Genomic DNA, 13,696 nt, shown 5'->3' on the forward strand with positions numbered 1-13,696 from the left:
TCAAAATTAACGTTGGCACGCTTGGTTTTGTTTAGTTTTCAAAGATCATTTTTTCGCATCGCTCGTAAGCGACTTTATTACTATAACACATTTCAAAACATTATGTCAACATTTTTTCGATGTGTTTTTTGAAGTCAATCTGAGTTAGTATTCCCTCGCAACTGACTTTTATTACTATATCAATAAAATAACCTAGAGTCAATAAAAAGATTAATATTTGTTATATTTTCTTTCACCCTCCATACCATAGTTAGGTAAGGACCTTTTCAAACGACTAATTTAAATAGAAGTATCAACGTATAGTCATCTATTACCTAGTTGATCTCAAAGGTGCACATTGTCGTTTCTTCACTTATATTGTTTCATTTTTAAATAACTATTCTTTATTTCCTTTAGTGACTAAAACGATTATTAACATAATGAATCGCAGTTTGTATATCACCTTTTCAAAAAAATCTGGTAACTGACCTATCCTCTATACAGGAATAATCCAACTTCTATTTGAATCCTTGGAGATAATCCCCCTTTCTTCTATATAAAAGTAAAAAAAACCTGCTCTTCCCAATGTGTTTATTGGTAGGAGCAGACCCTCTTCCATCACTTTGATTTTGTTAGGAACTACGCTATAAAGATAAAGTATAAAACAAAGACAACAAACAATCCGTACATGATTGGATGTATTTCTTTCGCTCTTCCTTTTATTACCATCGTTATAGGGTAAAAAATGAATCCAATCGCAATACCTGTTGCTATACTATAAGATAACGGCATCGCAATAATAGTTAAAAATGCTGGAACAGCTATTTCAAAACGATCCCATGCTATTTTTCCAAGTGTTGAAACCATAAGTGCACCAACAATAATTAGCGCAGGTGCCGTTACGGCAGATGTTATGACACCTAGCAATGGGGAAAAGAATAACGCCAATAGGAAGAACAACGCTGTAATGACAGATGCAAATCCTGAACGTGCACCAGCAGCAACCCCAGCAGTTGACTCAATATATGAAGTTGTTGTAGATGTTCCTAAGACTGAACCTACAACTGTCGCAGCAGAATCAGCAAACAACGCTTTTCCTGCTCTTGGTAATTTATTTTCTTTCATTAATCCGGCCTGATTAGCTACTGCCACTAATGTACCTGCAGTATCAAAGAAATCTACGAATAGAAAAGTTAGGATAACAACTAACATTTGAATCGTAAATATTTGGTCTAAGTTCATGAATGCTTGTCCAAATGTTGGTTCTAAACTAGGAATAGCTCCAAAAACCCTTTCTGGAAACGGAATGACTTTAAAGAACATCCCAATAATCGCCGTAATTAACATTCCGTAGAAAATGCCACCCTTAATGCCACGAACCATTAAAATCACTGTTATGATAACCCCAAATACAGCTAATAGAGTGGATGGATTTGATAAATCCCCTAAACCTACTAGAGTTGCATCGTTATTAACAATTATTCCTGCGTTCTGAAAACCAACAAAGGTGATAAATAATCCAATACCTGCTCCTACTGCAAATTTGAGCTCAGCAGGTATAGAATTGATTATCTTTTCGCGAATACCTGATAAAGTAAGTAAGATAAAGATAAGACCTGAAACCAAAACTCCTGACAAAGCCGTTTGCCAAGGTACACCCATTGTTAATACAACTGTATAAGAGAAAAATGCATTTAGCCCCATACCCGGTGCTAGAGCAATTGGATACTTAGCTATGAGACCCATTAACAATGAACCGATCGCAGCAGCAATTGCTGTAGCAGTAAAGACAGCGCCCGGATCCATTCTCATTGAAGCAGGTAAATCTGGAATGCTTGCCATCGACAAAGTTGTTGGATTGACGAATAGTATATAGGCCATTGATAAGAAGGTTGTTAATCCTCCGATAATCTCACGACGGTAATTGGTTCCCAACTCATCAAACTGAAAAAACTTTTTCATTTGGTTTTCCTCCTAGGAATTTTTAACATATAAAATGTAGAGGCTATGGTATATAAGGTATATTAAATGAATGATTCCAATGAATCACTACGCAACTACAAACTAAAAAACGCTCCACAATTATTGTGTGAGCGCTTGACGTACAAAATATTAATAAAAAGGAATATACACCTATCTATTAAGACCTCGTAGTCAAGCCATTTAAGGTAGCTTGGTAGAAACTTTTGGGCCATATCCCCAACATTATACGACGTAATTCGACTTATTTAATTCTAGTTATATTTTATCAGCATGACTTGTTTTCGTCAATAAAAAAACGAACATTATTTAATATAATGTTCGTTTCGTTCGTATTCTACTCCCACTCGATTGTTGCAGGTGGTTTACTTGTAATATCATACACTACACGGTTAATATGTTTGACTTCATTTACTATTCGAGTTGAAATAACCTCAAGTACATCCCATGGGATTCTTGCCCAATCAGATGTCATACCATCAATAGACGTAACCGCACGAATTCCAATCGTATAATCATATGTTCTGGCATCTCCCATTACACCAACACTGCGAATGTCAGGTAACACAGTGAAGTACTGCCATATATCACGATCAAGACCTGCGTTTAGGATCTCTTCACGTAAAATGTAATCAGATTCACGAACAATCTCAAGCTTCTCCTCTGATATTTCACCTAACACTCGAATACCAAGCCCTGGTCCTGGGAACGGTTGTCTCCATACAATCTCATCAGGAATTCCTAACTCTGAACCTAAAGCACGAACTTCGTCTTTAAATAATGTACTTAACGGTTCAATTAATTGGAAGTCCATATCTTCAGGAAGACCACCAACATTATGATGCGACTTAATCGTTTGTGCAGTCGCGGTACCACTCTCAATAATATCTGTATAAAGAGTACCTTGGGCTAGAAAATCAATACCCTCTAACTTTGCAGACTCGTCATCAAAAACATAGATAAATTCATTACCGATAATTTTCCGCTTTTTTTCTGGATCAGATACACCTTTTAATTTGTTTAAGAAGCGATCCTTAGCATCAACTTTAATAACATTCATATGGAAGCCATCTGTGAATGTTTTCATCACACTTTCCGCTTCATCTTTACGCAAAAGGCCATGATCGACAAAGATACATGTTAGTTGATCACCTAATGCTTTATGAATTAAAACAGCAACTACTGAGGAATCTACTCCACCACTCAATGCACAAAGCACCTTTTTGTCTCCGACCAATTGTTTTAATTTATCTGTTTCGATTTGGATGAAGTTCTCCATTGACCAATTTCCAGCGCACTCACACACATTTAATACGAAATTCTTCAATAATTCATTACCGAATTCAGAGTGGCGTACTTCTGGATGGAATTGAACACCATAGTATCTACGATCTTCATTACTCATTGCCGCATATGGACAAGATGTACTTGTAGCATCGATCTGGAACCCTTCTGGGATTTCCTTCACAAGATCTCCATGACTCATCCAGACAATTTGTTTCTCTGGCAAATCTGAAAATAAAGCTGGCTTTCCTTGTATATCAATCGTAGCTTTTCCATATTCACGGTGATTTGCTGCTTCAACTTTTCCTCCAAGAACATGTGTCATAAGCTGCATGCCATAACAAATTCCAAGTACTGGGATACCTAGATCAAAGATTGCTTCATCACATCGAAAAGCATTTTCTCCGTAGACACTATTTGGTCCGCCTGATAGGATAATCCCCTTTGGATTCATCTTTTTTATCTCTTCCGCTGTTAGTGTATGGGGATGTAACTCACTATAAACACCAAATTCGCGAATACGTCGTGTAATTAGTTGATTATACTGACTGCCGAAATCTAAAACTACTACCATTTCATGAATGTTTTCCAAAATCGTCACCTCATCCGAATTTTCATTGCACTTTTTCCATTATACTAAACATTTATTACATAATCACGTCACCCTTCATTATGATTTACAAGGAGACGGAATACTAGTTACCAAACTAAGAACAAAAGATATTAATTCTAATCCTATAGAAAATGCTGCACTATATCCTAAAAACAAAAAACTAGAATCCTGCCCTTCAAATAAAGAAGAAGGCAGAATTCTAGTAGGATATACTAGCTATTCTGCCTTCATAGTCAGGTTATTTTCGGTTACCTGGTAGAGACTCTCGAACCATATTATCGAGTATATATGAAGGGCTATTTAATTTTTACTATTCTACCAATCTCTTACCCACTGGTCAAGATGATGTCCTTTTAATTAAATTTTCCCACAATTCAGCTGAACTAGCCCATTCCTCTGTTGCATTATCACGGCGATACAATGCCCGTTCATAGTTTTTTGTCAAAACTGTCATATCATCCATCTGAAAATGGTGATCAACATTATGAGCATACTCTCTTAAAGACTGGCTTTCTTTCCGCTTTATGCCATAACGTTCAAATTGTTTTAGCAGTGACTCGTATGCTTGAAAAAATACAATATCATCATTTCGTTTCTTATATTTATTAATAATTAACATCGGTATCCATTTCATTCTCATTTTATAAACAGCAAAACTAATTAATAGAATAAGCAAGAAGCCAATCAAGAAAACTCGAAGACCTCCCTGGCTGTTGAAAAATGACCCATTGTTTTTTTTAGCAGCAGTTGCAGCTTTGTCTTCCTCTTTTTCCGCTTTTTGTTCAGGTTTCTCTGGAGTTTGCTCTGGTTCCTCTTCTTCAACACTTTCATCCTGAACATCTGTTTGAGTTTGTTCTTCTGTTGTAATATAGTCGCTTGTTAAATCATAAGGGTTTACAAAGCCTTTAGTCGGTTCGAAGGGTACCCAGCCAACGCCCTCAAAATATACCTCCACCCATGAATGGGCGTTATTATTTGTCACTTGGTATTGCTTTTCCGTATTATTTATCGTTTCAATGAATTCACCTTCAGTATATCCTTTTACCCATCTAGCAGGAATATCAACAGCGCGTAATAAAACGATCATTGAAGTTGAGAAGTTATCACAATATCCCTGTAATGTTTCAAAGAGAAATTGATCAACATAATCTTGATCTTCATTAGGTATTGCGACATCTTCTTTATCATAAGAGAATTCAACTGATCCTAGATAACTTTCAATCGCTTTCGCTTTGTCAAATTGATTAGCCTCACCTGCAGTTATTTGTATAGCTTGATCTCTCACCCTGCTAGGCAAAGAATCTGGTAGCTGAGTGTATCGTTCAAGAAAGACTTCGGGAAGATCTGAAAGTGGCTGTGCTTTTCTCATCTCATTGAGTGGATATGACGGTAATTCGTATTTTACTTTATATGTCATAAATTCTTCTCTAGAGCCCTCATTTTCCTGAAAGGGAGTGATCATCTCATTATTACGATTTAGATAAAGACTCAAGTTATTGTCGGTTTGAAATGACGTTACCCCCAAGGGATACATGACATGAAGGTGCCGATATTGCTCATTAATCGTAATGGTGGATTCTAAGCTTTTGGTGACAACTCGATCATCCGTCCAGTTTAATTCTTCTTCTATATTTGTGATCGCTTCTAGACCTGATTCGGGATCAGATACTTCCCATCCTTTCCCAGTATAAACATCCTTTGTTTCTATTCGCCAATAATGGCGGTCTGTTGAGATATGTGAAAAGACTTCGGTATTATCCTCAATAAAACCGCCGCCTAGCCGATCATCATTTTCACTATAACCAATTTTCTTCAGACCACCCTCACCATCTTCTTGACCAATTGCTGATAGAAAAGGTACTGGATCCGGCCATTGCGGTGCCGCTTTTGGTGCCACAACTGCAAGTACGATCGAAAGGGTGATGAGGACAAGCAACGGTAAAATCCAACGAATCGATGCAAATCTCTTTAAATTTAGATTCTCTACCCTTTTTAATCGATCGAAATAGAGCAGACCTAACATAAAAAACCCAATTAATACAGTCCTTACAATTGCAAGAGTTGCATCATATGGTGTAAAGGTATCTAGTACAGTTATATAAACGAGGGTTAACACAAAGAAAAGAAAAATTCGTTTATGAAATAGGATCCAATAATGAATCAAATAAACAAGTAACCATAATAAAATAAAAAACAGCAATGATCGAAACGAAGCTGTAATACCCATCCAATTAGCATATTGAATAGTATTTATATTTAAAGCAATATCCCCGAGTAGATCCCCTACCCAAAGAAATCCAAAGAAAACACCCTCATAAAAAAGACCATGTATCATAAAAAGGATAATCATCATTTTAACTGGGACCGTTACATACCAAGGGGATTTGAAAAAAATGAGTAAAAAACTAACCCCAATAAAGAAAACAAAAATAAAGGTGTTTGCTGTATCTGTAAAAATTTGAAGAGGTCTTAGCCATTCCCATAGCAACACAAAGGCAAATAAGTAATAAATAAATGCAGTCGCTTTCCCCTCCCGAGTAGGTTGCAAGTTCATGAGCTTTTCACCTCTCTTTGCTTCTTAACAGGACGATCAACAACTTTTACATCAATATGAAGCTTTTTCAATCTATCAATTAACAATCGTTCCTCTTTTGAATGTTCATCGTTAGTTGTTTTAACAAGGTAGATCATGTATAAATGTTGTTGTTTAATTAGATATTCCAATTTCCGGACAAAATCTATTGTGAGCTGACTCGCCACAACTACGTTCGTAAGTTGCTTCATTTCTGTTTTCAATAAATCTCGTCCGAGAAGTGTTGATAAGGGTTCTTTACTATCACAATCAACTTTCGCAAGATGATAAAGGAGACTTCGACTATGTTGTTCATTCGCTTGCAGTGGGAAGATTTGTCGCTTACTCCCGATTGAAACGAATCCGACTCTGGCCCCACTTTTCATAATGGCTCGTAATAATGAGGCAGAATAAGTGACCATTAATTCAAATACTTCTGATTGAGAGCGATCTAAAATAAGAACGACATCATGGCTTTGCATCTGTTCAAATTCCTTTGTCATGATCGAATCTCTTCTAGCTGTTGCCTTCCAATCAATCCAGGCAAATTTATCCCCAGGCTGATACTCTCTTACACCTACAGCCATAGTAGAGTCCTGCCAGTACTTTGCTAAACTAGCAGAAGAACCTTGTTCAAATTGTCTTTGCTTTGGATGATAAACCATATCAATGTGTGAAGGGTACACTAGAATACTGTTATCCACACGAAAAGATACCTCTTTTTCAATTAATCCAAACAGATCTCCCGTGCGTACACGAATCCTGGATAATTGATGTTCACCACGTGGGATATTTTGTAGAGTATAACTAAAAGTAAACCTACGTCTAAACCAAGGAAAAAAGAGCTGTTTTGGTTCCTCGACCTTTTCACTCACCTGTAGTTTTTCTGAGAGTACATCCTCTACTAAAAGATAAAATAGGGGGAAAGGAAACTTTCGCTTTACTGTAATTGTACTAACAAGTTTTTGGCCAGCAGTGAATTGCTCCTGATTCACCGTCCGAGAAATTTGAATCGAACGAACAGGATAGATCACTAATAATATTGAGTACACTGCAAAAGGGAAAAAGCTATAGAACAGAAACCAGCTGACATAACCACCTTGAAACATTGCGTAGCTATACGCTGCTAGTGTGAGTAATAACAAGGAAAAAAACTTCCAACCTACGATGAACTTCATAAGATACTTTTTCATTAACGACTTAACACCCTGTGGACTGGAACAGGAATCCTCGCAATAATGTCACTTACTAACTCTTCAGCCGTTTTCCCCTCAAATTTAGCTTCTGACCTTAAGATAATTCGGTGCGGTAATACATATTGTGCTAAAAATTGAATGTCATCAGGAATGATATAGTCTCTGCCTGATATAAATGCATATGCCTGCGCTGCCTTCATAAGAGCAATTGAAGCACGTGGACTTGTCCCTAAATAGATCGATGGATGTTTTCTTGTTTGACCAGTAATTTCAATGATATAGTGCTTAATTGTTTCATCCACATACACTTCCTGGATTTGATTCTGTATTTCTACCAATTCCTCTTTGGTTATAACACTCGTCATTTTATGAATAGGTCTATCCTTTTCGGCGAGCGTAAGTACTTCGAATTCTTCTGCCTTAGATGGATATCCCATTCTGAGTTTAAATAAAAAGCGATCAAGTTGTGCTTCAGGTAAGGGATACGTCCCCTCGTAATCTACTGGATTTTGTGTTGCCATAACAAAGAACGGTTTGGTGAGTATTCTTGTGGTACCATCGACAGTAATACTTCCCTCTTCCATCCCTTCAAGTAATGCAGATTGTGTTTTAGGGGAAGTACGATTTATTTCATCTGCTAAAATAACGTTACCAAAAATTGGACCCTCACGAAATTCAAATTTAAGTTCCTTCGGGTTATAAATGGAGACACCCGTTACATCTGATGGAAGTAAATCTGGAGTAAATTGAATTCGTTTAAATTCCGCACCAACAGATTTTGCAAGGGCACGAACCATCATTGTTTTACCGACACCTGGAACATCTTCAAGTAAAACGTGGCCATTTGTTAACAAGGCAACCAGACTTAATACACTAACATCTCTCTTTCCTATTATTACTCTTTCAATATTTTCAATAACTCTACTGAGTTTTGGATGCAACGATTCAATGTGAGCCATGATCTTCCTCCTAAGATTGTTTCTACCTTATCTCCTATTATAGTATTCTGAGGAAGTTATAAAAACCCTTTTGTATTTCCATTAGATAATATAAAAAGTTAAAAAGGGATTCCTCAACAGTTTGAACAATTGAGAAATCCCTTTTATGTTATTACATGTCGGTAACAAAGGTGAAAATAAGGACGATTTTTTAAGTAAATACCACTCCGAAAAGGAACCTTTAATTTTCTCATAATGCTCCAACCTATTATTTATTTAAATGTTCTTTTAGCTCAAGTGAGATGTTTTTTAACGTTTCATGGTTTAACCTGTTAAAATACACATTTTCGATTTTCACTCCGTCCATACCCTCTGTTACATCTAAGATATCTACGGAATAAATCTCAGCATCCTTGGCTAATGAATACACTTTGTCTAACGGTAAATTTGTATCGATATATTGGACAAGTTCTTTTACTTGTGAAAGGGAAAGATCATTTATTGTTTCTTTTATGATCAGACTCATAAACTTCGCTTGCTCCTTTTCTCTCCCGACCACTCCTAATGGATTAATAAGTCTTTCGCTTAATAATGCAAGCATTTCCTGACCATTTACATGTTGTTTACCTTCCTCGATACGATAAATTTTACCATCTAACCCCTTTACACTCATCGGATATTGAGGTTCATATTCAACACCCTCTAACTCATCTACCATTTCAATAAACCCCGCCATATCAACTACTGCATAATAATCAATCGTAATATTTAACAGATTTGATACCGATGAAAGAGTAGATTCTGGTCCACCTTCTGCATATGCTTGAGTTAATTTTCCTTTTCGAGATCTCTCTTCTTTTGAATCTTCTAACGTTACATATGAGTCACGAGGAATGGATACCACTTTGACACTTCCCTTAGTTGGATTATAACTAAGTAACATATTAGTATCTGTTCTATTATTTAAATCTTTTCCCATAAGCAAGATGGAAATTGATTTACTCGTTGCTTTAGAAACAAGTTGATTCTTTGTATTTCCTTGTTGGTTTTCCTCACTCATTAATAGGGATGGTAATAAGAATCCCGCAAAGAGAATAAGTAGGAAACAGACACTCATAACAGGTACTATATGAGGTCGTAGTGTTTGGAATTTCCCTTTACTATGTTTCGTTTCTTCTTTACCTATCTGTTCAAATACTTTTTTACGATCTTCTAAAGTGAATTTTAATTGCTCATCTTGTTCCAATACGATTGCATTTTTTAACTCCTTATCACCCATAAACCTCTGCCTCCTCCATTATTATTTTGAGTTTTTGTTTCGCTCGTCTTAATCTGGTTTTTACGGTGTTTTCCTGAAGTTCAGTTACAACTGTAATTTCCTCTATTTTTAAGGAATGATAATAATAAAGGAAAATCACTTCTCGATATTTTTCAGGTAGGGTAAGGATCATCTCTTTTATATCTTGGTTATGCAACTTAGCGACAACTGTGTTTTCAGCGGATGGCAAAAGTGATCTTGTTGTCTCCTGAAGAAAGTTTATTGTTTGAACTTTTTTGTAGTGCCAGCTCTTTAAATGATCTTTGCATTGATTAATAGTAATCCGATATAACCATGTTTTTAATTTCGCTTCATATCGAAAATGATCTAAGTTTTCATAACTCTTAATAAATGTATTTTGAACCATGTCTTTTGCCGTCTCTTTATCTTTCACATAATGAAAGGCTAATCTAACTAACTCATCACCATGGTCAATCATGATTTTTTCAAGCACTCTATTCTTTTCATATGTATCCATTATTTCTCCTTCCCCTATATACACCTCTAATTTTCACATATTTGACGACTACCTTACTAAAATAGTTTCAAAAATAAAAAAAGGATGCTTCACAAAAGTCCCTTAGACTGTTTGAAACATCCTCTGTATATAAAATAGTCCAGATTAACTATAAGAATAACAATTAGTTGTTTTCGAAGCTCTTCTATTTCCAATATAGAAGAGGTAAAAGTAAACAATTAAAAGAATAAATAGGGACGAGATGATACTCCTCTAAAAGTAGCCTAAGATCCAGACAGTTTGTCTAGTTAGAACTTAATATAACAAATGGATCTTCACAAAAGGTTATTTTACATTTTCCAAATGTTTTAAATGACTATCACCTTTGATGGATACTTTTTTATAATTTACACATTCTATACTCTGGAGGTGAAAAAAATGGAAAATCAAAATAATCGTCATGAAAAGAATCAGAATGAAAATAACAATCAAGATAATGGGATGATGGATAAGATCGGTCAAAGAGTAAGCAATGTTGTCGATGCAATTACCGGTGAAGATCAAAACAACGGTAAACAAAAAGGTCGTAACAACCGCTAATACTTAATAAACGAAACGCCATTTTGGCGTTTTTTATTTTCTCCATTAAAAGAATAAAGTCTAAACAAAAGGCTTTACCCGCTATGTTGAGTAAAGCCTTTACTTATCATCCTTTAGATTTCAATGATTATCGGAACAATCATCGGCCTTTTCTTAGCATGGGTAAATAGATATTGCCCAACCGATTTTTTTATATTTTTTTTGATGACTTTCCATTGATTTTTAGTTGCCGTTGGTAGCTCGTTAACAGTTTTTACTGTCAAGCGATTAATTTCTCTTCGGAGTTCATCGAAATCACCATCAGAGAATCCACGAGAAATAGTGTCGGGTCCAGAAATCAAGTTTCTATCTGCTTTACTCATCGTTAAGACAATAACAAGCATTCCATCCTCTGAAAGCTGTTTACGATCTCGTAAGACAAAGTCCCCCACATCACCGACACCAATTCCATCAACATAAGTATTCCCCGTCGGTATACTCCGTGTTTGCCGTGCGATTTTCTCAACAATGTCTACAACATCACCATTATTCATGATAAACGTATTTTCCTTTTCTACTCCAACGGACTCAGCTAACAGCCGGTGGTGGTGTAGCATTCTAAATTCACCATGAATCGGTATAAAATATTTAGGTCTCATTAAGGTAAGCATTAGTTTCAAATCTTCCTGATAGCCATGTCCAGAAACATGCATTCCTGTTGAACTCCCCGATCCATAAATCACATTTGCCCCTAGTTCAAATAAGTTGTCTACGATACGCGAAACATTTCGTTCATTCCCAGGTATTGGACCTGCTGCTAGGATGACTGTATCCTCAGGGTATATTTCAACACCTCGAAAGTTTGAAGTAGATAGACGGGCAAGAGCAGCCATTTGTTCTCCTTGACTTCCTGTACACAGAATAGCTACCTTCTCGGGATCAAGTTCATTGATTTCTTGTTGATCTATTAGCATTCCATCTGGTACATCCAAATACCCTCGTTCCATTGCTACCCCAACAACATTCACCATACTTCTCCCTAACAAAGCAAGCTTCCGATTTGTTTTTCTAGTAGCATCGACGACTTGCTGTACACGATTAATATTTGATGCAAAAGTAGAGATAATCACTTTTCTTTTCGCCTTCATGAATGCCTCTATAACGTGTTCACCTACAATACTCTCAGATGGAGTAAGACCCGGACGTTCTGCATTAGTACTTTCAGATAATAAGAGCAAAACACCTTGCATACCAATTTCAGCCATTTTATGAATATCCGAATATTGATTATTCACAGGAGTTAAATCAAACTTGAAGTCTCCCGTATGTACAATATTTCCCTCAGGTGTGTGAAAAACTATCCCTAAGCAGTCAGGAATACTGTGATTCACTTTGAAGAAGTTAACACTTACCTCCCCGAATTCTAAGTTTGAGTTGGAGTCTATTTCAATTAACTCTGTTTCCCTCAAAAGTTTATGTTCTCTTAATTTTAATTCAATCAACCCTAATGTAAAACGTGTTGCATAAACAGGAACATTTAATTTTTTTAAGAAGTATGGAATTCCACCAATATGGTCTTCATGTCCATGCGTGACTAGCAGTGCGCTAACTTTATCTTTATTATCTATTAGGTAATTGATATCAGGAATAATTAGATCAATCCCTAATAAACTTTCATCAGGGAACTTATTCCCACAATCGATGATCAAGATATCGTTTGAATATTCTATTGCGTACATGTTTTTACCAATTTCATTCAAGCCACCTAAAGCAAAAATCGATACCCCATTTTCTTTTATGCCCAAATTTATACCCCTCTCACTTCAAATTGTAGGTTTAGTATGCCCTTTTGGTATTTCTTTATTATTAGAAGGTTGAATATTTGAGTATTTTAAGATGTGACTGATAGAACTACTCGGTTAATGTATGACTTAGGTACAAAGTAAATAAGCCATAGAACTACATACAGGTAACCACCATTGCTACTTTCAACTTTTTAGTTTTATCATAAGATATAATAAACGCTATACTCTTAGCCATTGGTCTAAAGATGAATAATTACAATAATTTTTCGATTAAAAAAGGCAGACCTTAGTCGACTTTCTATTAACTAATAAGGAAAACAGTGCCTCTAGTCTTCAATGTGAATGTTGCAATCGCCAATGGATTTGACCTAAGAAAATGTGTTGCTCCATCTTCGGCCACATATACTCCTGTTTTCTCTTAACTTCAATGCACCTTACTTTACAAAAAAAACACCCCGAAGGATGCTAATTAAAGCTTAATTTACTTATTATTTTATATTATTTATGACATCTTTTTACGGGTTTACAACATGGATTTTCTAAATCATTTCCACAATTGAATTCATTAACAACCGTTTCATTCCTAGCAGATTCTGTTACTGGATAGTAATTTTCAACACGATATACATGTCTATTTATATTTTCAATATGAGTTGGGTGAACTCGTCTAATAACATGTGGAATGATTGTCGTATTAACAACATTTCGTGTTGGTTCAACGATCGTTCTTTCATCTACAGCATTCCCATTGTCGAAAGCTCCGGCAACATTTTCATTATCGAAAGCTCCAGCAACATTACCATTGTTGAATTCTTCTGCATTCATATTTCCATTTCTACCACCATATTTATTTCTACCATGTCCGTATACACTTTTACGTCCCATCAAATCCCTCCTTCTAAACTTATGTCTTACACTATAGAATATTAAAATAATCACTATTTGATTTAGCTAATACCTATTTCTATTAAAATA

At 35.8% G+C, this 13,696-nt stretch carries 10 protein-coding genes and 2 riboswitches; of the genes, 1 reads left to right on the forward strand and 9 read right to left on the reverse strand.

Annotated features, from left to right (window positions below; all coding sequences use genetic code 11):
* Positions 1-618 precede the first annotated feature (618 nt).
* The 7 genes from AC6CHR_RS24225 to AC6CHR_RS24255 all read right to left on the reverse strand — a co-directional run bounded on the left by AC6CHR_RS24225 (position 619) and on the right by AC6CHR_RS24255 (position 10,358).
* On the reverse strand, positions 619-1,941 hold the full coding sequence (locus AC6CHR_RS24225) for an NCS2 family permease (RefSeq protein WP_498251732.1): 1,323 nt from the start codon (positions 1,939-1,941) through the stop codon (positions 619-621).
* A 169-nt stretch (positions 1,942-2,110) separates the two neighbouring features.
* Positions 2,111-2,212: riboswitch (purine riboswitch) on the reverse strand.
* A gap of 84 nt (positions 2,213-2,296) precedes the next feature.
* Positions 2,297-3,817, reverse strand: a complete 1,521-nt coding sequence (gene guaA, locus AC6CHR_RS24230; RefSeq protein WP_498251755.1) for a glutamine-hydrolyzing GMP synthase — start codon at positions 3,815-3,817, stop codon at positions 2,297-2,299.
* A gap of 249 nt (positions 3,818-4,066) precedes the next feature.
* A riboswitch (purine riboswitch) is annotated at positions 4,067-4,168 on the reverse strand.
* A 25-nt stretch (positions 4,169-4,193) separates the two neighbouring features.
* A complete protein-coding gene (locus AC6CHR_RS24235) occupies positions 4,194-6,410 on the reverse strand; it encodes a transglutaminase TgpA family protein (RefSeq protein ID WP_498251733.1) in 2,217 nt (738 codons plus the stop codon).
* Positions 6,407-7,621 (reverse strand): DUF58 domain-containing protein, encoded by a 1,215-nt coding sequence (locus tag AC6CHR_RS24240; RefSeq protein WP_498251734.1) that lies wholly within the window; start codon positions 7,619-7,621, stop codon positions 6,407-6,409. Before AC6CHR_RS24240 ends, AC6CHR_RS24235 begins: the two co-directional genes overlap by 4 nt.
* Positions 7,621-8,583 carry an AAA family ATPase gene (locus AC6CHR_RS24245; protein WP_498251735.1) on the reverse strand — a complete coding sequence of 321 codons (963 nt, stop codon included), beginning with the start codon at positions 8,581-8,583 and terminating at the stop codon, positions 7,621-7,623. The genes AC6CHR_RS24240 and AC6CHR_RS24245 overlap by 1 nt, the downstream gene beginning before the upstream one ends.
* A gap of 247 nt (positions 8,584-8,830) precedes the next feature.
* Positions 8,831-9,841 (reverse strand): LCP family protein, encoded by a 1,011-nt coding sequence (locus AC6CHR_RS24250; protein ID WP_498251736.1) that lies wholly within the window; start codon positions 9,839-9,841, stop codon positions 8,831-8,833.
* Positions 9,834-10,358, reverse strand: coding sequence for a sigma-70 family RNA polymerase sigma factor (locus AC6CHR_RS24255; RefSeq protein ID WP_498251738.1), 525 nt, complete (start codon positions 10,356-10,358; stop codon positions 9,834-9,836). Before AC6CHR_RS24255 ends, AC6CHR_RS24250 begins: the two co-directional genes overlap by 8 nt.
* Positions 10,359-10,775: 417 nt before the next feature.
* Here AC6CHR_RS24255 and AC6CHR_RS24260 point away from each other — a divergent pair, with 417 nt between their 5' ends.
* Positions 10,776-10,937, forward strand: a complete 162-nt coding sequence (locus tag AC6CHR_RS24260; RefSeq protein WP_498251739.1) for a hypothetical protein — start codon at positions 10,776-10,778, stop codon at positions 10,935-10,937.
* A 113-nt stretch (positions 10,938-11,050) separates the two neighbouring features.
* On the opposite strand, the gene AC6CHR_RS24265 is transcribed toward AC6CHR_RS24260, so the two are convergent.
* Together AC6CHR_RS24265 and AC6CHR_RS24270 are read right to left on the reverse strand one after the other, a co-directional pair.
* Positions 11,051-12,721 carry a ribonuclease J gene (locus AC6CHR_RS24265; RefSeq protein ID WP_498251740.1) on the reverse strand — a complete coding sequence of 557 codons (1,671 nt, stop codon included), beginning with the start codon at positions 12,719-12,721 and terminating at the stop codon, positions 11,051-11,053.
* 498 nt (positions 12,722-13,219) lie between these two features.
* On the reverse strand, positions 13,220-13,606 hold the full coding sequence (locus AC6CHR_RS24270) for a CotD family spore coat protein (RefSeq protein ID WP_498251741.1): 387 nt from the start codon (positions 13,604-13,606) through the stop codon (positions 13,220-13,222).
* Positions 13,607-13,696 lie beyond the last annotated feature (90 nt).

The sequence above is a fragment of the Metabacillus sp. GQ13 genome (genome assembly GCF_059758525.1).